The organism is Nonomuraea salmonea, assembly GCF_042428605.1.
GTDB lineage: Bacteria > Actinomycetota > Actinomycetes > Streptosporangiales > Streptosporangiaceae > Nonomuraea > Nonomuraea salmonea.
In genome coordinates, this window is record NZ_JBHMCF010000003.1 from 365,447 (window position 1) to 388,112 (window position 22,666).

Sequence of the window (22,666 nt, forward strand, 5' to 3'; positions counted from 1 at the left end):
GCGGGAGCGGGGGCCGTCAGGTCGTGTCCCCGGGGTCGCGTGACTGCCCGCATCCGTGCGTCTTGGCGGTGGGGTGGCACTCGCGTACCGCCTTGATCTCCTCGCCCGCCTCGACGGTCATGAGCCAGATCGCGCGGCCCTGGGCGTCGTGGTCGGTGGCGTCGGAGGAGAAGGCCACCGCGCCCGTCGCACCGTCGAAGCTGAGGCCGCGCAGGTTGTAGTGCACGCCGGCGCGTACGGCGAGGGCGTCGGGGCTCTGGTCGCGGTAGGTGTTGAACGCCATGGCGACGGCCTGGACGGCGTCGTAGGCGAAGGCGGCGTGCACGTACGAGAAGGTCTTCGACGTCTTGTCCGCCCATCGCCACAGCACCTCCTGGCTCTGGTTGTCGGAGGGGTTCCTGGCGTCGGTCAGGGAGACGAACGACATGGTCACGGTGTGCTTGCCGGGGTTGCTGTGCACGTCGTTCGCGATCGCGCCGGTCACGTCGTCGGACGCCAGCAGCCGTACGCCGCGCCGCTGGCACGCCGTGCCCCAACTGCGCTGGACTATGGCCAGGAAATCGGCTCTGCCGGTGTAGTAGAGCACCTTCGCCTTGGTGCGGCACGCCTTGCGCACCGCCGCTTCGAGCGAGGCGTCGTCGGTGAAGGAGTGCTCGGTCTTCTCCCCCTGGTACGCCGCCCAGAACAGGTCCCGCAGGTCCTTGCTGTAGAGCTCGCCGGGCTGGTTCTGCCAGACGACGGCCACTTCGGGTCTCGTGCCCACCTCAGGGTCGAGCCCGATCTGCTCCAGCCAGTGGACGGTGGCCTTCACCTGCAGCGTGTCCACGACCGCCAGCCGGTAGAAGTAGGGCGAGCGCCTTCCCTTGTCGTCGACCGCGATCTGGTGCACGGTGCTGACCGTGCCGACCATCGGCATGTCGACCTTCGTCAGCCGCGTGATGGCCCGCCGCACCTCGTCCCTGCTCCAGGCGAACCCGACGACGGCTGCCAGGGAGGGATCGTTCTTCGCGTGCCCGGCGATCTCGCCGGCCGCGAGCTCGGCGCCGAGGAAGTCCTGGCCGGTGTTGGCGAACAGCACCTTCATCTTCCAGTCGGACTTGCTCTTGTTGAACTCCGCCTGGTACGCCCCGAGCCCGGTCAGCTCGCCCGCGACCGCCGTCATCTGGCCGTCCTTGAACTGGGCGCCCGGCTGCGTCGTCAGCGGGCCTAGATAGGCGACCTTGATGACCTTGGCGCCGAAGGGGATGGCGGCGTTCTGCTGCTCGATCTTCTCCGTCACCGGCCGCAGGGTCGCGTGCGGGGTGATCTTGTCCAGCGAGCCCAGGCCCACGCACTGGTCGGCCAGCTCGTGCAGGCCGGAGCCACAGCCCAGCGCGTTCGCCGCCGTCACCATCACCGGGGCGGCCACCAGCGTCAGCACGAACGCCCAGAACACCATCGCCCTGACGGGACGCAGCCGCCGTTCGGGACGCCGCCGCACCGTCCCCGGCTCCACCGGACGCGTCGTGTCGATCACGAGGTACGGGCTGGGCTGGAACCGGCGCATGGCCCTGCCCCATTCGGCGTACAGCTCGGCCGGGGCGTCGATGCCCCCGCCGTCGAAGCGGGCATGGTGGGCGGGCGGCGGCACCGACGTGGAGACGACCAGCAGCAGCGGGCCCCGCTGGCCCGTGCCGACCCTGATCTCCTCGACCAGCTCGACGAACCGGCGCCCCGCCGTGCCGGGGTCGGCGTGCTTGATGCCCACCACGGGATAGGTGTGGCGGCCCCAGCCCGGCCACGCCCACGGGAACAGGCGGCGCCGGTAGGCCTGGCGGAGGTCCTCCAGCAGCGCGGCGACGAGCAGGCGTTCTGCCTGCTCCCCGTGCTCGTCCTCGTGCCCAGGCGGGAGCTCGGTGCCCGCGATGCGCATCGCGTAGTCGATGAGCGGCTCGCCCGCCCGGCGCGGCAGGTAGGGCGCCCGGCGGAACCAGCGGTAGGAGAGCAGGCCCCTGACCAGCAGCGTGGCGTGCAGCAGGGCGAGGACGACGGCGACGGCCGGGCTGATCAGCCAGAGCAGCAGATTGACGCCGTCCATGAACTGCTGCAGCCCGAAGGCCGTCAGCCCCGAGGCGGGCAGCCACGTGGTCATGGTGCGGCTGACGTAGTCGGCCCAGCTGCGCAGCGCGGGCCCGGTGAACGTCTCCGCCTTTCGCCACGCGGCATGGGAGCGCGCGTAGTCTTCGCGGGTCGGCGTTTCCCGGTGTTCTCCGCTCGCCGCTGGGTGCGCTTCCCGCCAGGCCCAGAGAATGAATCGGGTCAGCAGAAAACGGGGCGGCGGAAGCAGCGTGCCCCCGACCCACCGTGTCAAAAGGCCGTCGCGAAAGGTCAGCTTCTCGATGACGCCCGCGACGTCGGAGGCGGCCGTCGCCTCTATGCGCGCATGGGGCGCCCAGCGGCCGACTTTGTCGACGTCGTCAACGGCCTCGTCGGCCGCGCGCAGGTCGCCGGTGAAGACCAGGATCGGGCGGCCGTCTTCTCTGGCCAGTGGGGAGGGGCGGCGTACGGCGTCTACTATCAGGGGATATGCGGGGGCATATGCCATGAGCGATCAATCCTCCCCATTGATGCTCGCCTGCGCGACTCGGTGGAACGAGGCTACTCAAGTCGCGCCTCCGCATGTCGCAGCCTTGACGATCGAATATGACTGTCGCACTTATGTGGTCGAGCCTATAGCGCCAAGGTCAGATATATGCCGTAAAAATACCCGTTGGCATAATTGCTCCGTTGGAAGGCAATTCCGGACGGTCACGGACCGCTCGGTGGCGCTTTTCTGGCCGAGCCGCGGTAACGCTCGGCGTCGTAGCGGCGGTCGTTGTCCTCCAGCTTGGCCTGCGCCGCCGCCATCAGATCGACGCCCAGCACGTCGGCCAGGCGTACGAGATAGAGGGTGACGTCGGCCAGCTCCGTACGCATGCGGTCGAGCGTCTCCCGATCGGGGCTCGCCGACTCCTCCGCCGTCAGCCACTGGAACTCGGCCACCAGCTCGCCGACCTCGCCGGCCAGCGCCATCGCGAGGTTCTTCGGCGTGTGGAACTGCTCCCACTCCCTGACCCGGGCGAACTCGCGCAACCGCGCGGCAAGGCACTCCAACTCGCTCGTCACGTCTCAGGACCCTACCGAGCCGTACCTGTATGTTGCTGAGCGTGAATGGGGTGGAATTGTTCCTGTTGGGCCGGGCACTGATGAAGATCGGCGAAGAGGCGATGCCGACGGAGGGGATCGGTGATCAGCCGACGAGCATGCGTACGGTGCTGATCGTGGTGAGCGATCTGCGGGCGCACCCGGACACGACGGTGGGCGAGATCGCCGCGCGTACGGGCCTGCCGCAGAGTGCCGTCTCGGCCGCGATCGCCCGGCTGCGCACGGCGGGCGCCGTGACGACCGCCACCGACCCCCGCGACCGCCGGCGCACGATCATCCGCGAGGCCCCCGAGGTCTCGGAGCGCGTGACCCGGGTCCGCGACACCCCCATCGACCACGCGCTGGCGGCGGCCCTGCGGACGGACGACCCCGAACGCGTGCGCAAGACGGTCGCCACCCTGGAAGCCCTCGCCGACGACCTCATCCCCGACCGCCGCACCTGAGCCCCCGGCCGATCCCCGACCGCCGCACCCGACCTCCGGCCGATCCCCGACCGCCGCGCTGCGCCGGTCGGCACCGCCCGCCCTGGTCGCCTACTGCGTCGCCGCTCGCAGCAGGTCGCGCAGGTGGGCGATCAGCTGCACGTCGCCTGAAACGTTCAGCGAAGAGGCGTCGCCGCGCCCCCACAGCCACAGCAGCGTCTCCTGCGGAGCGCCCGTGACCGACGCCTGCGCCTCCCCGTCGCCCTGGGCGACCTCGACGCCGGACGGAGCCATGCGGACCACCCACCGCCGCCCGCCCGCCTCGATCGCCACCGACCGGCCGTCGACGGCCTTGAGCGCGTCGCCCAGCTCCTCGGGCCAGGAGGCCGAGATGTAGGCCAGGAAGGCCACCAGCACCTCGTCGATGCCGTCGAGCGCCAGGTCGTCGGGGACCGGCGTGACGGGGCCGCCCGCCGCCAGCTCGGCGTCCACCCGGTGCACGACCACCTCCTGCGCCATCCTGCGGATCCAGAACCCGACCGTCTGGTCAGGGTTGTACCAGGTAGGCGTGGCATCCTCGGGCTTGCGCGCGGCGAACTCCGCCTTCAGCTCCCGCACGGCGCGGTCGAAGTATCCGGCGGGCTCGGCGGGGTCGGGCTCCGGCGGCCACGGGTCGGGCCAGGCGCCGGTCCGCATGACCTCGATCTTGTGCAGGAACACCTCCCCCGTGTGGAAGAGCACGTCGGAGGTCGTCCATCCGGGGCAGCACGGCACGGGCGCGGCGAGATCACGCACGGCGGCGGCCCGCAGGAGAGCGCAGTCGGCGTCGAGCAACTCGAGGTATCGCGGGAAGTCCATGCGGAGAATTCAAACACATGATCGAGTCAGCGCGCGACGCTCTCCGCGACACCCGGAAACGGGACTACCCGTGGCGGGCCGTGCTCTCCCTGACGATCAGCTCCGTGGCGAGTTCGACCCGCTTGGTCTCCGGCACCTCTCCATGACCCATGGCGAGCACCGTCTTGGTGGCCAGCGCGGCCATCTCCTGGAGCGGCTGGCGGACGGTGGTGAGCGGCGGCCAGGCGGACTTGGCCAGCGGCAGGTCGTCGAAGCCGACGACGCTCAGGTCTTCGGGGACGCGCAACCCGCGCTGCCGGGCGGCCTCGAAGACGCCGAAGGCCATTAAATCGCTGGCGGCGAAGATGGCGGTGGGCGGCTCGGACAGCGACAGCAGGGCGTGGCCCTCGTCGTGGCCGGACTCGACGAGGAAGGTGCCGCGCCTGATCAGCTCGGGCTCGACGGGCAGCCCGGCGGTCTCGAGCGCGGCGCGGTAGCCGTCGATGCGGGCCTGGCTGCACAGCATGTCGGACGGCCCGCTGATCATGCCGATGCGGCGGTGGCCCAGCTCGATGAGGTGGCGGGTGGCGGCGAGCCCGCCGTTCCAGTTGGTGGCGCCGACGGAGACGACGCCGGGCGCGGGCTCGCCCTCGGGATCGACGACGGCGAACGGCAGCGACCGGGCGCTGAGCTGGGCCTGGATGCCGGTGGACAGCCGGGAGGCGACGATGACGACGCCGTCGGTCCGCCGGGCGGCGAGCCGTTCGAGCCAGTCGCGCCCTGGACCGGCATGGGTGTGCAGAACGGAGATGACGACGCTGGCGCCGGCGTCGTGTGCGGCGCTCTCGGCCCCGCGGACGATCTCCATGGCCCACGGCGACTCGATCTCGGCGAAGACGAGGTCGACCAGGCCGGCCGGGGTGTCGTCCTGGCTGATGCGCCGCTGGTAGCCGTGCTCCTGCAGCAGGCGTTCGACACGATGGCGGGTCGCCGGAGCGACCTCCGGGCGCCCGTTGATGACCTTGGAGACCGTGGGGATGGATACGCCGGCCTCTTCCGCGATCAGTGCGATCGTGACCCGCCTCTTCGCTGACACAAATCGGGAGTGTATCCGAAAGTTTCGGTTTGGGATCGCTCCCAAAGGGGGTGTTGACGCTTTACCTGGCGTTTACCTACGATCACGGCAGCGAAACTATCGGGGGGTTCTCGAAACTTTCAACAGTCAGCTGAGGAAGGAACCCCATGAAACGCAGTCTGGTGGTGATCGCAACCGCCGTGCTCGTGGCCGGTTGCGGTAGCGGTGGAGGGGAGTCCGCTCCTCAGGAGAGTGGCGGAGCTCCCCAGAAGGTGACGCTTGAGTGGTGGCACCTGTCGACGGCCGACCCGCTCAAGACCCTGTGGGCCAAGCGGGCCAAGGAGTTCGAGGCGGCGAACCCGCACGTCACGATCAAGGCGACGGTCCTGGAGAACGAGGCGTACAAGGCCAAGCTCACCACGATCACGCAGTCGGGCAAGGCGCCCGACATCTTCGCCTCCTGGGGCGGTGGCGTGCTCAAGCAGCAGATCGACGCCGGTCTGGTCAAGGACATCTCGGCCGACGTCGCCGACGTCCTGCCGAACTTCACCCCCGCGTCGCTGAGCGCGTACCAGGTGGACGGCAAGACGTACGGGCTGCCGACCGACATCGGCCTGGTCGGCTTCTGGTACAACAAAAAGCATTTCGAGCAGGCGGGCATCACGGAGCCGCCCGCCACCTGGTCGGCGTTCCTTGACGCCGTCAAGAAGCTGAAGGCGGCCGGGATCACCCCGATCGCCCTCGCGGGCAAGGAGAAGTGGCCGGGCCACTACTACTGGGCCTACCTCGCGCTGCGCATCGCCGGCATCGAAGGGCTCAAGCAGGCGGAGACCGACCATGACTTCACCAAGCCCGACTTCATCGCCGCGGGCCAGCAGGCGAAGGCGCTGGCCGACCTGCAGCCGTTCCAGAAGGGCTTCCTCGGCGCGGCCTACTCGACCCCCGACGGCCAGGCCGCGCTGGTCAGCAACGGCAAGGCGGCCATGGAGCTGATGGGCCAGTGGGCGCCCGTCACCCAGGCGGACGCGGGCAAGGGCCTCGGCGACGACCTCGGCTTCTTCCCGTTCCCCGCCGTCGAGGGCGGTAAGGGCTCGATCGACGACGCGTTCGGCGGCGGCGGCGGGCTGGCCGTGGGCGCGGACGCCCCGAAGGAGGCCGTGGACTTCGTCAAGTTCATGACCCAGATGGACAAGCACTCCGAGGCCGTGGAGTCCGGCGCCGTGCTGCCGGTGCTCAAGGGCGAGGAGAGCGCGGTCAAGGACGCGAACCTCAAGGAGGTGGCGACGCAGCTGGCCAGCGCCACCGGCTACCAGCTCTACCTGGACCAGGCTTACCCGCCGGCCGTCGGACAGCAGGTCAATGACAGCGTGGCCGAGCTGTTCGCCGGGACGAAGACACCGGAAGAGGTCGGCGCCGCCATCACCGAAGTGGCCAAGAGCGAAGGATGACGACACTCACGAGAGGGCCGGAAGCGGTCAAGCTTCCGGCCCCCGCCCCTGTCGGGAGGCGCCGCGGGCGCTGGGTGGGCATCATGCTGTTCCTGCTCCCCGCGCTCGTGCTGTTCTTGATGCTGGTCGTGACCCCGATGCTGGTGGCCCTGTACGCCAGCGTCTTCAAGTGGAACGGCTTCGGCGGCCTGCCGACCGACTTCATCGGGCTGGACAACTTCACCCGGCTGCTCACCAGCGAGATCTTCGCCCAGGACCTGTGGCACCTGCTGGTCCTGGTGCTCTTCTCGATCCTCGTCCAGCTGCCGTTCTCGCTGGCCATCGCCATGCTGCTGAACCAGCGCATCCGTGGCAGGGCGCTCTACCGGGTGCTGTTCTTCGCCCCGTACGTGCTCAGCGAGGTCATCACCGGCGTGCTGTTCTCGCTGATCCTCTCGCCCGGCTCGGGCATGGCGAACCAGATCCTGGGACTGGTCGGGCTGGAGTCGGAGTTCCTGGCCAACCCCGACACCGTCATGCCGTCGTTGTTCGTGGTCATGACGTGGAAGTACTTCGGCTTCCACATGATGATCTACCTCGCGGGGCGGCAGAACATCCCGAACGAGCTGATCGAGGCCGCCCAGATCGACGGCGCCACGGGCTGGAAGACCTTCAGGTACGTGACGCTGCCGCTGCTCGGCCCGACGATCAGGATCAGCGTCTTCCTGTCGGTCATCTACACGATCCAGCTGTTCGACCTGGTCTGGATCCTGACCGGCGGCGGCCCGTCGCACTCCTCGGAGACGATGGCGGTCACCATGATGGAGTGGGGCTTCAAGCGTTCCCAGGTCGGCTACGCCAGCGCGATCAGCGTCGTGATGTTCGCGCTCAGCCTCATCTTCGCCCTTCTCTACCAGCGCTTCGTGATGCGCCGTGACCTGGAGGGCGCGACGACCTCGATGGGAGGCCGGCGATGAACCACAGGACCCGCAGACCGCTCAAACGGCGCCGCAACACGCTGCCCCTGCACGTGATCGCGGTGATCGTGGGCGCCTTCATGGTGGCCCCGGTCATCTACGCGCTGCTCGGCGGCTTCAAGGACAACAGCGAGCTGTCGGAGAACCCGTTCGGCCTGCCCGAGGCGTGGATCACCGCGAACTACACCGACGTGCTCGCCTCGGGCGCGTTCTGGCGGCAGGTGTGGAACAGCACGTTCATCGCGGTCGCCACGACCGTGCTGACCGTGGCGGTGTCGGCGCTGGCGGGGTTCGTCTTCGCCCGGTTCGCCTTCCGCGGCAGGGAGCTGTTCTTCATGCTGTTCACGGCGGGGCTGATGTTCCCGTTCGCGGTGGCGATCCTGCCGATCTTCGTCCTGCTGCGCACGCTCGGGCTGCTGGACAGCCCGCTCGGCGTCATCCTCACGCAGGCGGCCTTCGGCCTGCCGCTGACGATCATCATCCTGCGCGGCTTCTTCCGCAGCATCCCGGGTGAGATCGAGGAGGCCGCCACGATCGACGGATGCTCGCCGTTCGGGTTCTTCTGGCGCATCCTGCTGCCGATGGCCAGGCCCGCCATCGCCACCGTCTCCGTGCTGGCCATCGTGGGGAGCTGGAACAACTTCATGCTCCCGCTGGTGGTGTTCAGCGAGGAGGCGAGCTGGACGCTGCCGCTCGGCATCCAGCAGTTCCAGGGCCAGTACGCCTCCGACACCGCGCGCATCCTGGCCTTCCTGATCCTGGCCATGGTGCCCGCGCTCGGTTTCTACGCCATTGCCGAACGACACCTGGTCGGTGGGCTCACCGCCGGCGCGACTAAGGGGTGAGTCCATGCTGCATGTGTCCGGAACCCAGCTCGTCACCGAGGACGACGCACCGGTACGACTGCGGGGGGTGGGTCTCGGGGGCTGGATGAACATGGAGAACTTCATCACCGGCTACCCGGCGAACGAGTCCGCCATGCGGCAGGCCGTGCGCGGCGTGCTCGGCGACGACCGGGCGGAGCTGTTCTTCGACCGGCTGCTGACCTCGTTCTTCACCGAGCGCGACGCCGACCTGCTGGCCGAACTCGGCATGAACTGCGTGCGCATCCCGGTCAACTACCGCCACTGGGAGTCCGACGACCGGCCGATGGAGATCGATCCGCGCGGCTTCCGCCATCTCGACCGGGTGATCGGGCTGCTCGGCGAGCGCGGCATCTACAGCGTGATCGACCTGCACGCACTGCCGGGCTCGCAGAACCAGCACTGGCACAGCGACAATCCCACCCACGTCGCCGCGTTCTGGCAGCACCGGCACTTCCAGGACCGGGCGGTGCATCTGTGGGAGGTCATCGCCGACCACTACCGCGAGAATCCGTGGGTCGCCGGATACAACCCGGTCAACGAGCCGGGTGACGTGTCGGGGAAGGTGATCGGGCCCTTCTACGACCGGCTGGTGAAGGCGATCAGGGCGGCGGATCCGAAGCACGTGCTGTTCCTGGACGGCAACACGTACGCCACCGATTTCTCGATATTTCGGGAGGTGTACGAGAACACGGTTTTCGTCCTGCACGACTACGCGCTGGCCGGCTTCGCGCACGGCGGCCCGTACCCCGGCTACACGCGCGGCGAGTGGTGCGACCGCGACGAGCTGGAGCGCACCTTCGCCAAGCGCTCCCGCTTCCAGCGGGAGACCGGGACGCCGCTGTGGGTGGGCGAGTTCGGGCCGGTCTACACCGGCGACCCCGAGGTGGACGGGCAGCGCTACCAGATCCTGCGCGACCAGCTCGCGATCTACGACGCGCAGGACGTGGGCTGGTCGCTGTGGACGTACAAGGACGTCGGCCTGCAGGGCCTGGTACACGCCTCGGGGGCGTACCTGGACCGGTTCGGCGACGTCATCGCCAAGAAGCGGCGGCTCGGCGTGGACCGCTGGGGCTCCACCATGGAGGAGGCGGCCGACGTGCTGGCTCCGCTGCACACGCTCATCGAGGGCGAGTTCTCCGGCTGGGACCCCTACCCGTGGGGCGCCCGCTACCAGACGGACGACCTGATCAGGCACATCCTGATGGCGCAGGCGCTGCTGCCGGAGTACGCCGAGCGCTTCCGCGGGCTGAGCGACGACGAGCTGGCCGAGCTGGCCGACTCGTTCCTGCTGGAGCGGTGCGTACGCAGGGAGCCGCTGCTCGACCTGCTGTCCGCGAACCTCCAGGGCTGAGCCGATGCGGAATTGTCGGGTGGATCTAGTAGAACAGGAGCCGCTGCATCCCCCCGACATCTAGGACCGTCCGTGACCTTCGACGACCAGCCCAGCCACTACGACACCTACCACGACTCCTACGCCGGGCTGCCGGTGTTCACCGTGCTGTGCGAGGAGAGCGAGGTCGAGGCGCCGCCCCCTGACCCGGGGGCGGTCGCCTGGAAGCTCGAGGCGAGCGAGTGGAACGACGACGCCCCCGAGGAGATCGCCGCGAGTGTCCAGTGGTTCTTCGAGCACGTCGACACCACGAAGGTCACGGCGATCGTCCTCGGCGAGTGGGAGGACAACTACGAGGACAGCTGCGAGCCGGTCATCGCGGCGCTCGCCGGCAACGCCGACCGGCTGCCCGAGCTGCGCTCGGTGTTCCTCGGCGCGATGTCGCCCGAGCAGTCCGAGATCTCCTGGATCCAGCAGGCCGACGTCACCCCGCTGCTGGCCGCCTTCCCCCGGCTGGAGCGGCTGGAGGTGCGCGGCGGTACGGGGCTGGAGTTCCCGGCGGTGCGCCACCAGTCGCTGAGCGTGCTCAGGTTCGAGACCGGCGGGCTGCCCGCCGAGGTCGTCCGCGGGGTCGGCGCCTCCGACCTGCCCGCGCTGGAGCACCTGGAGCTCTGGTTCGGCGTCGACAGATACGGCGGCGACTCGACGGTGGCCGACGTCGCGGGCATCCTCAGCGGTGAGCGCCTGCCTGCTCTGCGTCACCTCGGCCTGCAGAACTGCCCCTACGCCGACGAGCTGGCCGGCGCCGTGGCGGCCGCCCCCGTCGTGGCCCGGCTCCAGACGCTGAGCCTGTCGATGGGCTCGCTCGGCGACGAGGGCGCGACGGCCCTGCTCAGCGGCCAGCCCCTCACCCACCTGCGCCGCCTCGACCTGCACCACAACTACCTGAGCGAAAGCATGGCCGCCCGCCTGCCGGCGGCGCTGCCGGGCGTCGAGCTCCGCCTCGACGACCGCCGCAGCCGCGAAGAGGACTGGCATTACGTCGCGGTGAGCGAGTAACCCCACGTGACCACCGATCCCACCCCCATCACTCCGGGGGCCACATCCCCCACCGCCACGCCCACCGGCCCTGGCCGCACCTCCTCCGGCGGCACGGCCACCGATCCGGGCGTCACCTCCCCCACCGACCCGGGGGCGAGCTTTCTCGCCGATCCCGACCTCTACGGGGGCGATCGGTTCGCCGGTCTGCCGGTCGAGCAGGTGGGTGAGACCGTCCCCTTGTCCCCCGAGCTGGTCGCCTGGGATGTCACCGACTCCGTCGAGCCAGGCGAGCGGGGTGAGAGCGCCCTGCCCGGTGAGCTCGACGCGCTGCTCGACCGCGTGGGGCCCGAGCGTGTGCGGGCCCTGGCGGTGAGCGGCTGCAGCGTGTCCCACGCGCCGGAGATCCTCGCCCGCTACGCCGACCGGTTGCCCGCGCTGCGCGCCGTCTTCCTGGGGTTCACGCCCACCGAGCGGTGGGAGATCTCCTGGATCGGCCACGGTGACATCACGCCGGTCCTGGAGGCGTACCCGCTGCTGGAGCGCCTGGAGGTGCGCGGCTCCGACGAGCTGGCGCTGCGGCCGGTCGCCCACGACCGCCTCAGGGTGCTGCGCTTCGAGAGCGGCGGCCTGCCCGGCGCCGTGGTGAGGGCGGTGGGCGCGAGCTCGTTCCCCGCGCTGGAACACCTGGAGATGTGGCTCGGCACCCCCGCCTACTTCGGCGACAACACCATCGGCGACCTCGACGAGCCGCTGTCCGGCGCCCGGCTGCCCGCGCTCAGGCGGCTCGGCCTGCGCAACAGCGAATACCAGGACGACATCGCCGCCGCCGTCGCCGCCGCGCCCGTGGTGGCCGGGCTCGACGAGCTCAGCCTGGGCCGGGGCGCGCTCACCGACCACGGCATGGAGGCACTGCTCAGCGGGCAGCCGCTGACCCACCTGCGGGTGCTCGACCTGCACCACCACTTCCTCAGCGACCCCATGGTGGCGCGGGTGCGCCGGGCGCTCCCCGGCGTGACCCTCGATCTGACACGCCCACCCGGCGCCCTCGACCAGCCCTACATCGCGGAGTGGGAATGACGGCGCACGTCGCCCTCGCCGGCACGCCAGACGACCGACGGCGGGACACCCTCCACCTCGCGGAGCGGGCATGACGGTGCGCTTTGCCGTGGTCGGCACGCCGGGCGATCGGCGGGTCACGTTGTTTCGTGACGCGGTCGTGGCGCGGGGGCTTGCGGAGCCGCACGTCGTGCCGTGGCAGGACGTGCTTGCCGGGCGGGAGATCAGCGTGCCCGAGGGGACGCTGCTGCGCATCGACTCGCCAGGGGAGGACGCGCGGGCGGACGAGCTGCTGCGCGGCCCCGGCGATCCGGCGCGGGCAGGAGGTGGCGCGGCCTGGTACGCGTCGTTCTGTGCCGGGCTCGATCGGGTCGCGGCGATCCCCGGCGTGCGGCTGCTGGGAGACGTGGGCGAGATCAAGGTGATGTTCGACAAGCGGCGCTGCCACGCGGTGCTGGCGGCGGCCGGGGTGCCGGTGCCGGAGGCGTTCGAGGCCCGCTCGTACGACGGGCTGCGGGAGGAGATGGCGCGGCGGGGCTGGCAGCGGGTGTTCGTCAAGCCCGCCCACGGCTCGTCGGCGTCAGGCGTGATCGCCTTTCAGACCCATGGCAGCCGGGTCCACGCCGTCACCTCGGCCGTCTGGCTGGACGGTGTGCTGTGCAACTCCCTCCAGGTCAGGACCGTGACCGAGGAGGCCGAGGTGCGGCGGCTGGTGAACGTGCTGGCGCCCGGCGGGCTGCACGTCGAACGGTGGTTTCCGAAGGCGATGACCGGCGGGCGGGCGTTCGACCTGCGGGTGGTGACGGTGGCGGGCCGTCCGACGCACGCCGTCGTCCGCACGAGCCGCTTCCCCATGACGAACCTGCACCTCGGGGGCGCGCGGGGCGACCTCGATGTCGTACGCCGGAGGGCCGGGCTGTGGGAGCGGGTGCTGGAGGTGTGCGCCGCTGCGGCACGGTGCTTTCCGCGGAGTTTGAGTACGGGGGTCGACGTGATGGTGGGGACCGATTGGCGGTCCGTGGTGGTGGCGGAGGTCAACGCGTTCGGCGACCTTCTCCCGAGGCTGGGGGATATTTCCGGACATGGTCGCGACACGTACGCCGAACAGGTCGAGGCGGTCCTGAATGACCACCACTGACCGCGGCGGGCACCTTGCCACCGGCATCGACATGAACGCCGTCGTGGGGACGCACGATCTGCTCATGGTCACCCTCGACACGCTGCGCTACGACGTGGCCGTTGCGCAGGCAGAGGCTGGGCTGTTGCCCGATCTGCTGCCGGACGGTGTGCGGTGGGAGCGGCGGCACAGTCCGGGGAGCTTCACCTATGCGGCCCACGCCGCCATGTTCGCCGGGTTTCTGCCCACGCCGGTCACGCCGGGGCCGCATCCGCGGTTGTTCGCGGCCACCTTCCCCGGGAGCGAGACGACCGGGAAGGGCACGTGGGTGTTCGATGCGCCCGATCTGCCCACCGGGCTGGCGCGGGCGGGCTATCACACCGTCTGCATCGGCGGGGTCGGGTTCTTCAACAAGCTGACCCCGCTCGGGTCGGCGCTGCCCGGCCTGTTCGCGGAGAGTCACTGGGAGCCGGAGTTCGGCGTGACGAACCCCGAGTCGCTGGAGCGCCAGATCGACCGCGCCGCCGAGGTGCTGGCCCGTGTGCCCGGCCCGGTCATGCTCTTTCTCAACGTCTCGGCCCTGCACCAGCCCAACCACTTCTACCTGCCCGGCGCCGGGGAAGACTCCCTCGACAGCCACGCCGCCGCCCTGCGCCACGTCGACCGCCACATCGGCCGCCTCTACGCCCTCATGCGCCGCCGCCGTCCCTGCCTGGCCATCGTCTGCTCCGACCACGGCACCGCGTACGGCGAGGACGGGCACACCGGTCACCGCATCGGCCACGAGGTCGTCTGGACCGTCCCCTACACCCACTTCGTCCTGGAGAGTCATGCGGCCGTATGAGGGCTACGTCTACGCCTACCCGCACAAGACCGCCTACCGCCCCCTCGACCCGCGCCCGCACCTCAAGGAGGTCTGGGCCGGCGAGCGCCCCGGCGCCCTCTACGTGCACATCCCGTTCTGCGAGATGCGCTGCGGCTTCTGCAACTTGTTCACCCGCACCGGCGCCCCCGAGGAGCTGGTGACCGCCTACCTCGACACGCTCGAACGCCAGGCCCGCCAGGTGCGCGAGTGCCTGGAGGAGACCGCGTTCGGCACGGCGGCCTTCGGCGGCGGCACCCCCACCTACCTCAGCGCCCGCGAGCTGACCCGGCTGTTCGACCTGACCGAGCAGGCGATGGGCGTGGACCTGGCGCGGGTGCCGCTGTCGGTCGAGACGTCGCCCGGCACCGCCACCCCTGACCGCCTGTCGGTGCTGGCGGAGCGCGGCACCGCGCGGGTCTCGATCGGCGTGCAGAGCTTTGTACCGGAGGAGGCGCGCTCGGCCGTACGCCCGCAGAAACGGGCCGAGGTGGACGCCGCCCTCGACGCGATCAGGGCCTCCGGCGTGCCCGTCCTGAACATCGACCTCATCTACGGCATCGACCGACAGACGCCGCGATCGTGGCGGTACTCGCTCGACACGGCGCTCGGCTGGCGTCCCGAGGAGATCTACCTCTACCCGCTCTACGTGCGACCGCTGACCGGGCTGGGCAGGCAGGGCCGCGCCTGGGACGACCAGCGGCTGGAGCTCTATCGGGAGGGCCGCGACCACCTCATGGCCGCCGGGTACGAGCAGGTCTCGATGCGCATGTTCCGCCTGCCCGGCACCCCGTCCGCCGGCACCGGCTACTGCTGCCAGACCGACGGCATGGTCGGCCTCGGCTGCGGCGCCCGCTCGTACACCAGTGGCCTGCACTACTCCTTCGAGTACGCCGTCGGCGCCCGCCACGTCCGCTCGATCATCGACGACTACGTGACCAGGACCGACTTCGACGTCGCGAACGTCGGCTTCGCCCTCACTCCCGACGAGCGCAGGCGGCGGCACCTCATCCAGTCGCTGCTGCGCGCCGAGGGCATGTCGCGCCCCCAGTACGCCGCCCGCTTCGGCACCGACGTGCTCGACGACTTCCCGCTCGACGCGTTCGCCTCCTGGCTGACGATCACCGGCGAGACGATCACGCTCACCCCCGAAGGGCTCGCCCACTCCGACGCGATCGGCCCCGCCCTGTTCTCGCCGCGCGTGCGGGCCCTCATGGAGGCGTACGAGGCATGCTGACCATCCTCTATCGCGGTCCCCTGGCCAGCTGCGACTATGACTGCGCCTACTGCCCGTTCGCCAAGCGCCGCGACACCCCCGAGCAGCTGCGCGCCGACCGGGCCGCGCTCGAACGCTTCACCCGCTGGGCGGCCGGGCACGACGGCGAGCTGTCGGTCCTGTTCACGCCGTGGGGCGAGGGGCTGGTCAGGTCGTGGTACCGGCGGGCGCTCGTCGAGCTGTCGTGGCTGCCCAACGTCGCCAGGGTCGCCATCCAGACGAACCTGAGCTGCCGTACCGAGTGGCTGGCCGAGGCGTCGGAGCGGGCCGCGCTGTGGGTGACGTATCACCCGACGCAGGTGCCGTACGAGCGTTTCCTGGCCAAGGTGCGCTCACTCCCGGTGCGCCACAGCGTGGGCATCGTCGGCGACCCCGCCCACCTGCCGGACGCCCGGCGGCTGCGAGCCGACCTGCCGACGGAGACGTACCTGTGGGTCAACGCCGAGGAGGGCCGCCACTACACCGACGAGGAGGCCGCCGACTGGACGGCCATCGACCCCCTCTTCCGCCACAGCCGCTTCCCCCACGCCAGCGCCGGCCTTCCCTGCCGCACCGGCGACACGGTGATCTCGGTGAACGGTGACGGCACCGTCCGCCGCTGCCACTTCGTCCCGGACGTCTTGGGCAACCTGTACGACGACTCATACCGCGCCGCCTTACGCCCCCGCCCCTGCCCCGCGGCCCTGTGCGACTGCCACATCGGCTATGTGCACCTGGAACCGCTGGGCCTGTACGACGTCTTCACGGGCGGCGTCCTCGAACGCATTCCTCACGCCTGGTGAGGATGGTCAGGTCTCTCGTTCGGGGTGGTAGTCGTCCTCGGCGACGCCGAAGGTCCAGGCGACGCCCTGCCGGGCCCGCTCGGTCCACGGCGGGACGCGGAGGAAGTAGGTGCGGCGGGTGCCGTCGGGCTCGGGAGTGGAGTTGACCACCTCGACCATGGTCAGCGGCTCGTCGCCCGCCAGCTCGACCCGCCACAGCACGCCCGTCTCGTCGGAGTGGAGCGGCTCGGCGCCGGACTCGGCGAGGTAGCGTTCGGGGCCGAAGTGCTCCAGCATGGCGCGGCGCAGCTCGGCGTTGGGCTCGGCGCGGATGCGCTCGGGGGTGAGCGCGGTCATCGCGGCGCCGAAGCCGGCCGGCACGGGCATGCCGTGCCAGGCGTGCAGGGCGAACCCGTCGGCGAACGCCAGGGCCGGGCCCTCGGCGCGGTGCAGCCGTCCGAGGTCGTCGAGGTGCAGCTCCACGGGACGCTCGGTGACGACGGCCACCCGTTCGTACGGCCACCACCATCCCGCCTGCTCGGCCACCCGCTTCAGCCCGTCGAGCCCGTCGAGCCCGTCGTGCCCGTCGAAGGCCGACAACCAGGGCGCGTCGTGCTGCCCGAACACGGCGTCGAGCGTCACCTCACGCAACACCGCCCCAAGCTCCCGCCCGCCCTCGCCCTGGGCCGCGCCGTCCTGCTCGCCATGCCCGCTCAGCTCGCCGATCGCGCGGCGAATGTCGTTGATCAGGCGTTGGGCCTGGGGCCAGAGGCGGCCGCCCGTGTCGGCCCAGAGGGCTGCCCAGCCGGCCGGGCCACACTCGGCGTAGACCGCCGCTCTGGCACGCGCCCACGGCTGGGTGCGGAGGTCGTCGCGCACCGAACGTCCGGGGCCGTCGGGCAGCAGGGCGGGCAGGTCCGGGATCGGAAAGGCCCCCGCAGGACTCTCCGGCCCCAGCCCCGCCACAGTGCCGGGTTGAGCACCGGCCCGGCTCGACGGCCCCAGCCCCGCCGCAGTGCCAAGTTGAGCACCGGCCCGGCTCGACGGCCCCAGCCCTGCCGCGGCGAGCGCCGCGCGAGCCTGCGGGTCGCCCGTCAGCCAGGCCGCCGTGACCGCGCCCGCCGCCGGGGACGGCAGCACCAGGATCAGCTCGGGCTCGGCCAGCCCTGCCTCCCTGTACGCCTGACGCACCGCCGCCTCGGCCCCGTCGCCCGGCCCGGTGGCGAGCGCGACCTGCTCCCATGTCAGCGTGGCCATCAGTCGGCCACCACCCGGTAGGAGCCGGGCACGTATTCGCGCTGCCTGACCACGCGGTACCAGCCCTTGGGCAGCGAGATCGCCGCGTGCTCCTCGTGCTCGAGCCGCCCGCCGTCGGGCAGGTGCAGAAACCCGTGGGACAGCGTGCCAGGACCGGGGATGGCGTGCGCGTGCCCGGTCGCCTCGCCGTAGGCCAGCACCAGCCGCCCGCGCGCGTCACGCGGCTCGGGACGCGTCTTGGCGGGCGCGGACGCCTCTGGCACGGGGACGAGCAGGATGTCGCCCTGTCGGTACATCGACCAACCTCCATCGTTCGGGGGGATGATCGAAAACTAGCGGGCCCCACCGACAAAACCCGGGACCCCTCAGGGCATCACGTAGGGGGTGGTGCTGGTGTGGCCGGCCTCGTTCGTGGCGGTGACCGGCGTCCAGGGGGACGTGGGCTCGTAGGGGGCCCAGGCCGTCTCCAGGCGGGAGCGGGCGTACCACTCCTGCTGCACCGACGTCTCACCGAAGGTCAGCGTGCCGCCCCGCAGGTTGTAGCCCTCCACCTGCACGCCTGGCCGCCCGTTCACGGCCTTCCGGTACGCCGCCACGATGATCGGCTGCTGCCACCCGGCCGCGATGTCGTCGGCCAGCGAGGGCGTGTCGTGGCGGGCCTGGCAGGTGAAGAACGGGTCCCAGCCGTACGAGATGATCTTGGCGGGGTGCCGCCCGGCGGCCATGACCTGCTGGTCGAGCCGGGCCTTCGTGGTACGCCCGCGCAGCGGCAGCGGGTCCACCCGGCCGCACTCCCCCGCGGCGGGCGTGGGCTCGAAGCCTTCCACGTTCACCCACAGCTCGACCCCCTCGGGCACCTCGCGGGCCGCCGCCTCCACGTAGGAGGCCGTGGACCCGTAATAGGCCTGCCCATTGCGCACCGCGCCGACGACGGGCACCAGCCGCGCGGCCACCGCGGCCTCGGCCTCGTGCGGGCCGTGCACCGGCACCTTGCCCGTGCCGCGCCCGTCCTGGACGGCGATCGCCATGGGCAGCCCGTGCCGGGTGCCCGCGATGTCCGCGATGCCCTCAGGCACCTGCGACGGCGGGAACCCGCGCCCGCGCCGCGCGTCGATGTACGGGCTGACCACGATCTTCTTGCCCGGCAGCGCATCGGCGACGACGGCGTGCTGGGCGGCGTACAGGGAGATGATCGGATCACGGTCGGACCGGGCCCGCGCGGCCAGCTCGAACGACTGGTACACCCCGCCGAACGCGGCCCCGAACCGCGTCCGGTAGTCGGCGAGCACGCGCGCGGTGAACGCGTTGAGCGCGGCGGTGTGGGCGAGGTCGGGCTCCCACGGCTTGCCCGCGCGCTGCGGCGCGGCGGGCAGCCCGGGGAAGACGGTCATCCCGTACGCGGCCGCCTCCCGCATCAGGTTGCCGAGCCCGTCGCCGTCGGTGGCGACCAGCACCAGGTCGTGCGCGGGAGCGGCGCACGAGCCGGCCAGCGTCAGCCGGTAGAAGATCCGCCCGTCGCTCTCCACCCGCCGGTCGAGGCCGGGGCAGCGCAGCAGCCCTTCGCCGAACTCCTCGCTGGTGACGTACGTGTAGACGCGCCGCACCCCGGGCACCTCGGCGCACGGCCGCCCGTCCACCCGGCAGGCGGCGAAGTCGGGATCGGGCGGCCCGGCCGCGAACCTGGGCCCGAACGTGATCAGCGTGTCGCCCCCGATGGCGTGGATCGCCTCGACCATCCGCCGCGTGACGCACGGGTCGGCGCGCGGCATCACCCAGTAGCCGGTCACCGCGTAGGGGGCGGACACCCGCAGGTCGCGCGGCGGGCACGCGTCGTCCTTCCGCACCGGTTCGTCGGGCACGACCAGGCCGGCCACGAAGGCGGCCGCCACCACCAGCCACAGGATCCGGTGCACCCACACCCCTTCCACGCACCCTCCAGACTACGCAGCACCCCCGCATGCGGGCGATCACCGGCGATCACGGAGAATGGCCGGCAAGGGGGTACACCACAGTGCGCATCGATCTCACAGGCAAAACCGCTCTCGTCACCGGTTCGACCCAGGGCATCGGGGCGGCCATCGCCACCGGGCTCGTGCGGGCCGGCGCCCGCGTAGGGATCAACGGCCGCGGCGAGGGCTCGGTGGCGGCGGCCATCGAACGGATGGACGACGAGCGCATCGACGCCGGGCGCGAAGCCGGCGAGCACCTGCGCTACGACCTGGTGGCCGCGCCGGGCGACGTCTCGACCGACGAGGGCTGCGAGCAGGTGCTGCGGATGCTGCCGCACGTCGACATCCTGGTCAACAACCTCGGCATCTTCGGCGCCAAGCCGCCGCTGGAGATCGAGGACGACGAGTGGCGGCGCTATTTCGAGGTGAACGTGCTGGCCGCGGTCCGGCTGACCCGGGCGTACCTGCCCGGCATGAGGGAGCGGGGCTGGGGCCGCATCCAGTACATCGCGAGCGACTCCGCCGTCGTCATCCCGGCCGAGATGATCCACTACGGCATGTCGAAGACGGCGCTGCTGGCCGTCTCCCGGGGCTTCGCCAAGGAGGCGGCGGGCAGCGGGGTCACGATCAACTCGGTGATCGCGGGGCCGACCCACACCGGCGGCGTCGAGGACTTCGTCTACCAGCTCGTGGACCGCGACCTGCCGTGGGAGGAGGCGCAGCGCGAGTTCATGCGGCTGCACCGGCCGCAGTCGCTGCTCCAGCGCCTGATCGAGCCCGAGGAGATCGCGAACCTGGTCGTCTATCTCAGCTCGCCCTTCGCCTCGGCCACGACGGGGGCGGCCGTGCGGGTGGACGGCGGCTACGTGGACTCGATCATTCCCTGACGATCTCAGTACGACTGCAGCTCGATGAGGGTGCCTTCCGGGTCGCGCAGGTGCGCGGTGCGCAAGGTGGGGCCCCAAGCCGGGCGGTCCTGGGGCGGGGCGGCCACGGTGGCGCCGTGCCGCTCCAGGCAGCCGGCCGCCGTGTCCACGTCGTCCACCTTCATGACCAGCATGGCCCGGTCGCCGTCGCCGTCCGTGAGCACGTCCAGCCGGCTCCTGTCGAACAGGACCAGTCCGGCCTCTCCTGAGATGTCCCAGTTGGCGTAGCCGGGCAGGACCTTGACCGGCTCGACGCCGTGCAGGTCGCGCAGGACGGCCTGGTAGAAGGCGAGGCTCGTGTCGAAGTCGCGGACCAGGAGCCGGGGGTAGAGGGCGTCCATGGGGATCCTCCCGTCTAAATAGTTGGTGAGAACCAATGATTGGTAGAACCCTACACTTGGCCCCATGGACTTTCCTCCCACCCTCATGGCGGCCACGACGTTCGTGCTGCACAAGGTCGGGACGAGCAGCCGGCGGGCGCTGGCCGGGCGGCTGTCGGACGAGGCGGGGGTGAGCTTGTGGGAGTTCGCGGTCCTCGCGGTGCTCGCCGACTTCGGCGCCTCGGCGCAGCGCGAGGTGGGTGACCGGCTGGGGCTCGACCCGAGCGACATGGTGCGGCTGATGGACGGGCTGATCGCGGCGGGGCTGGCCGTACGTGACCGCGACCCCGCCGACCGCCGCCGCTACCGCCTCACCCTCACCCCCGCCGGCCGCGACGCCCTCACCCGGGCACGCGCTCTGGTGACGGAAGTGGAACGCGAGACCCTCGCCCCCCTGACGGACGCGGAACGCCGGCAGCTGCACGCCCTGGTCACCAAGGTCCTCACCCAGTGACAGCGGCGGGGGTCAGCGGCGGGGGTCAGCGGCGGTCGAGGCCGGACAGTTGCCAGGCGAGGCGGCGGCGGACCGCCGGAAGGTGGCCGGCCAGGGCGAGGACGGCGTTGCGCAGGGGGCGGGCGGCGGCGCGGGCGGTGGCCAGCCGGGTAAGGCGGGAGGCCAGGGCGACCACCTTCTCCGCGACCGGGCGCCTGGCCGCCGCGTAGGCGTCGAGCAGTTCGTCCGGGGCGCCGTCCAGAACCTCTGAGAGCGCCTCGCCCACCTGGACGGCGTCCTCGATGCCCAGGTTCATGCCCTGCCCGCCGGCCGGTGAGTGCACGTGGGCCGCGTCGCCGGCGAGCAGGACGCGGCGGTCGCGGTAGGTGCCGGCGATGCGGTGGTGGACGCGGAAGCGGGAGCCCCAGACGATCTCCTCGACGACGGCGGGCTCGGACTCCGGCCCGCGCGTGTCGAGCAGCCGCTGCACGAACGCGACGTCGGGCTCGCGCGGCGCCTCGTCCACGGTGGCGACGATCCGGTACATGCCGTCGGGCAGCGGCGCGACGACCACCAGGCCGTCGGGCGAGAAGTACAGGATGACCTCGCCCTTGGGCACCCCGCCGTGCAGCCGCACGTCGGCGAGGACGAACGACTCGGCGTACGTGCCGCCGGCGAAGCCGATCCCGGCCTGCTCGCGGGCGGTGCTGTGCATCCCGTCGGCCCCGACCAGGTAGGAAGCGCGCAGCGTGCGCCCGTCATCGAGGGTGGCGGTGACGCCGGAGTCGTCCTGGGCGACGGCGGTGACGCGGGCCGGCCGCAGCACCCGCCCGCCCAGCTCCTCGAACCGGGCCAGCAGGTACGCCTCGGTGTCGGCCTGGGAGATCATCAGCGTGTACGGATACCGCGTCGGCAGCCCCTCGAACGGCACCGGCACCAGCACCCGGTCCCGGTCGCGGACGGTGAAGCGCGGCGTGGGCACCCCCCGCGTGACCAGGTCGCCGGTCACCCCGTACGGCTCCAGCAGCTCCAGCGTGCGCGAGTGCACGACGGCGGCGCGCGAGGTGTTCGCACCCTCGGCCTGCCCGTCCACGATGACGACGCGGTGCCCGCGCTGGGTGAGGACCAGAGCGGCGGTGAGCCCGACGGGGCCGGCGCCGACGACGATCACGTCCGTGGCATTCATGTCTCCTCCTCGGAACGTTGCCAACACTTGTTGGCCAACACCTGTTGACACTACGCCGCCACTCCGGGGTGGTCAACACCTGTAGGCCAACACATGTTGGCAACGGCGAAGGCCGATCCTCCGCGCCCCTATGACCACATGTCCCGAGATTTCCTCCGCCGCCGACAATGACCAGCGCAGAAGTCGCCACCGCGATAGAACTTCCCGTTCACCATTTCCGGGAGCTTGACAATGAACAGAAAACCCGAGTAACAGCAGCCTCACAAACCACGACAACAACCTTTGCAGGCCCATTCAGATCATGT

22 protein-coding genes are annotated in these 22,666 nt (G+C 71.0%); 13 read left to right on the top strand and 9 right to left on the bottom strand.

Annotated elements, in window-relative coordinates; genetic code table 11:
* Nucleotides 1-16 precede the first annotated feature (16 nt).
* Both ACFFR3_RS02925 and ACFFR3_RS02930 read right to left on the bottom strand, forming a co-directional pair.
* Complete coding sequence (locus ACFFR3_RS02925) at nucleotides 17-2,584, bottom strand: ABC transporter substrate-binding protein (protein ID WP_379482541.1); 2,568 nt, start codon at nucleotides 2,582-2,584, stop codon at nucleotides 17-19.
* Nucleotides 2,585-2,787: 203 nt separating this feature from the next.
* Entirely contained in the window at nucleotides 2,788-3,144 is a 357-nt protein-coding gene (locus ACFFR3_RS02930; RefSeq protein ID WP_345397267.1) for a nucleotide pyrophosphohydrolase, read from the bottom strand.
* A gap of 50 nt (nucleotides 3,145-3,194) precedes the next feature.
* Here ACFFR3_RS02930 and ACFFR3_RS02935 point away from each other — a divergent pair, with 50 nt between their 5' ends.
* Nucleotides 3,195-3,626: a MarR family winged helix-turn-helix transcriptional regulator gene (locus tag ACFFR3_RS02935; protein ID WP_364365820.1), complete on the top strand. Its 432-nt coding sequence runs from the start codon at nucleotides 3,195-3,197 to the stop codon at nucleotides 3,624-3,626.
* Nucleotides 3,627-3,716: 90 nt separating this feature from the next.
* Here ACFFR3_RS02935 and ACFFR3_RS02940 read toward each other — a convergent pair whose 3' ends face one another.
* Together ACFFR3_RS02940 and ACFFR3_RS02945 are read right to left on the bottom strand one after the other, a co-directional pair.
* On the bottom strand, nucleotides 3,717-4,463 hold the full coding sequence (locus tag ACFFR3_RS02940; protein WP_364365817.1) for a maleylpyruvate isomerase family mycothiol-dependent enzyme: 747 nt from the start codon (nucleotides 4,461-4,463) through the stop codon (nucleotides 3,717-3,719).
* Nucleotides 4,464-4,527: 64 nt separating this feature from the next.
* Entirely contained in the window at nucleotides 4,528-5,538 is a 1,011-nt protein-coding gene (locus ACFFR3_RS02945; RefSeq protein WP_345397261.1) for a LacI family DNA-binding transcriptional regulator, read from the bottom strand.
* 251 nt (nucleotides 5,539-5,789) lie between these two features.
* On the opposite strand from ACFFR3_RS02945, the gene ACFFR3_RS02950 reads away from it, so the two are divergent.
* From ACFFR3_RS02950 to ACFFR3_RS02995, 10 genes are all read left to right on the top strand, one after another.
* Nucleotides 5,790-6,965, top strand: coding sequence for an extracellular solute-binding protein (locus tag ACFFR3_RS02950; RefSeq protein ID WP_364365813.1), 1,176 nt, complete (start codon nucleotides 5,790-5,792; stop codon nucleotides 6,963-6,965).
* An 83-nt stretch (nucleotides 6,966-7,048) separates the two neighbouring features.
* Entirely contained in the window at nucleotides 7,049-7,921 is an 873-nt protein-coding gene (locus ACFFR3_RS02955) for a carbohydrate ABC transporter permease (protein WP_345397252.1), read from the top strand.
* The gene (locus tag ACFFR3_RS02960) at nucleotides 7,918-8,766 is read left to right on the top strand and encodes a carbohydrate ABC transporter permease (protein WP_345397249.1); all 849 of its coding nucleotides are present in this window, start codon (nucleotides 7,918-7,920) and stop codon (nucleotides 8,764-8,766) included. The genes ACFFR3_RS02955 and ACFFR3_RS02960 overlap by 4 nt, the downstream gene beginning before the upstream one ends.
* Before the next feature lie 4 nt (nucleotides 8,767-8,770).
* The gene (locus ACFFR3_RS02965; RefSeq protein ID WP_364365809.1) at nucleotides 8,771-10,138 is read left to right on the top strand and encodes a glycoside hydrolase family 5 protein; all 1,368 of its coding nucleotides are present in this window, start codon (nucleotides 8,771-8,773) and stop codon (nucleotides 10,136-10,138) included.
* A 72-nt stretch (nucleotides 10,139-10,210) separates the two neighbouring features.
* On the top strand, nucleotides 10,211-11,176 hold the full coding sequence (locus ACFFR3_RS02970) for an STM4015 family protein (RefSeq protein ID WP_345397243.1): 966 nt from the start codon (nucleotides 10,211-10,213) through the stop codon (nucleotides 11,174-11,176).
* A 6-nt stretch (nucleotides 11,177-11,182) separates the two neighbouring features.
* A complete protein-coding gene (locus ACFFR3_RS02975; protein ID WP_364365806.1) occupies nucleotides 11,183-12,235 on the top strand; it encodes an STM4015 family protein in 1,053 nt (350 codons plus the stop codon).
* Nucleotides 12,236-12,305: 70 nt separating this feature from the next.
* Nucleotides 12,306-13,352, top strand: coding sequence for an STM4014 family protein (locus tag ACFFR3_RS02980; protein ID WP_364365803.1), 1,047 nt, complete (start codon nucleotides 12,306-12,308; stop codon nucleotides 13,350-13,352).
* The gene (locus ACFFR3_RS02985) at nucleotides 13,339-14,175 is read left to right on the top strand and encodes an STM4013/SEN3800 family hydrolase (protein WP_345397232.1); all 837 of its coding nucleotides are present in this window, start codon (nucleotides 13,339-13,341) and stop codon (nucleotides 14,173-14,175) included. The genes ACFFR3_RS02980 and ACFFR3_RS02985 overlap by 14 nt, the downstream gene beginning before the upstream one ends.
* Nucleotides 14,162-15,430: an STM4012 family radical SAM protein gene (locus tag ACFFR3_RS02990; protein ID WP_379482542.1), complete on the top strand. Its 1,269-nt coding sequence runs from the start codon at nucleotides 14,162-14,164 to the stop codon at nucleotides 15,428-15,430. Before ACFFR3_RS02985 ends, ACFFR3_RS02990 begins: the two co-directional genes overlap by 14 nt.
* Nucleotides 15,424-16,251, top strand: coding sequence for an STM4011 family radical SAM protein (locus ACFFR3_RS02995; RefSeq protein ID WP_379482543.1), 828 nt, complete (start codon nucleotides 15,424-15,426; stop codon nucleotides 16,249-16,251). Before ACFFR3_RS02990 ends, ACFFR3_RS02995 begins: the two co-directional genes overlap by 7 nt.
* 6 nt (nucleotides 16,252-16,257) lie before the next feature.
* Here the strand turns inward: ACFFR3_RS02995 and ACFFR3_RS03000 are convergent, their stop codons facing one another.
* The 3 genes from ACFFR3_RS03000 to ACFFR3_RS03010 form a co-directional block, all read right to left on the bottom strand.
* A complete protein-coding gene (locus tag ACFFR3_RS03000) occupies nucleotides 16,258-17,487 on the bottom strand; it encodes a DUF6745 domain-containing protein (protein WP_379482544.1) in 1,230 nt (409 codons plus the stop codon).
* Nucleotides 17,487-17,783, bottom strand: coding sequence for a DUF8820 family protein (locus ACFFR3_RS03005; RefSeq protein ID WP_364365791.1), 297 nt, complete (start codon nucleotides 17,781-17,783; stop codon nucleotides 17,487-17,489). The genes ACFFR3_RS03000 and ACFFR3_RS03005 overlap by 1 nt, the downstream gene beginning before the upstream one ends.
* Before the next feature lie 69 nt (nucleotides 17,784-17,852).
* Nucleotides 17,853-19,415, bottom strand: a complete 1,563-nt coding sequence (locus ACFFR3_RS03010) for a DUF4434 domain-containing protein (RefSeq protein ID WP_379482545.1) — start codon at nucleotides 19,413-19,415, stop codon at nucleotides 17,853-17,855.
* A gap of 83 nt (nucleotides 19,416-19,498) precedes the next feature.
* On the opposite strand from ACFFR3_RS03010, the gene ACFFR3_RS03015 reads away from it, so the two are divergent.
* The gene (locus tag ACFFR3_RS03015; RefSeq protein ID WP_379482546.1) at nucleotides 19,499-20,323 is read left to right on the top strand and encodes an SDR family NAD(P)-dependent oxidoreductase; all 825 of its coding nucleotides are present in this window, start codon (nucleotides 19,499-19,501) and stop codon (nucleotides 20,321-20,323) included.
* A gap of 5 nt (nucleotides 20,324-20,328) precedes the next feature.
* Here the strand turns inward: ACFFR3_RS03015 and ACFFR3_RS03020 are convergent, their stop codons facing one another.
* A complete protein-coding gene (locus tag ACFFR3_RS03020; RefSeq protein ID WP_364365783.1) occupies nucleotides 20,329-20,703 on the bottom strand; it encodes a VOC family protein in 375 nt (124 codons plus the stop codon).
* A gap of 64 nt (nucleotides 20,704-20,767) precedes the next feature.
* Here ACFFR3_RS03020 and ACFFR3_RS03025 point away from each other — a divergent pair, with 64 nt between their 5' ends.
* Entirely contained in the window at nucleotides 20,768-21,196 is a 429-nt protein-coding gene (locus ACFFR3_RS03025; protein WP_379482547.1) for a MarR family winged helix-turn-helix transcriptional regulator, read from the top strand.
* 25 nt (nucleotides 21,197-21,221) lie between these two features.
* Here ACFFR3_RS03025 and ACFFR3_RS03030 read toward each other — a convergent pair whose 3' ends face one another.
* Nucleotides 21,222-22,361: an FAD-dependent oxidoreductase gene (locus ACFFR3_RS03030; protein ID WP_345397217.1), complete on the bottom strand. Its 1,140-nt coding sequence runs from the start codon at nucleotides 22,359-22,361 to the stop codon at nucleotides 21,222-21,224.
* Nucleotides 22,362-22,666 lie beyond the last annotated feature (305 nt).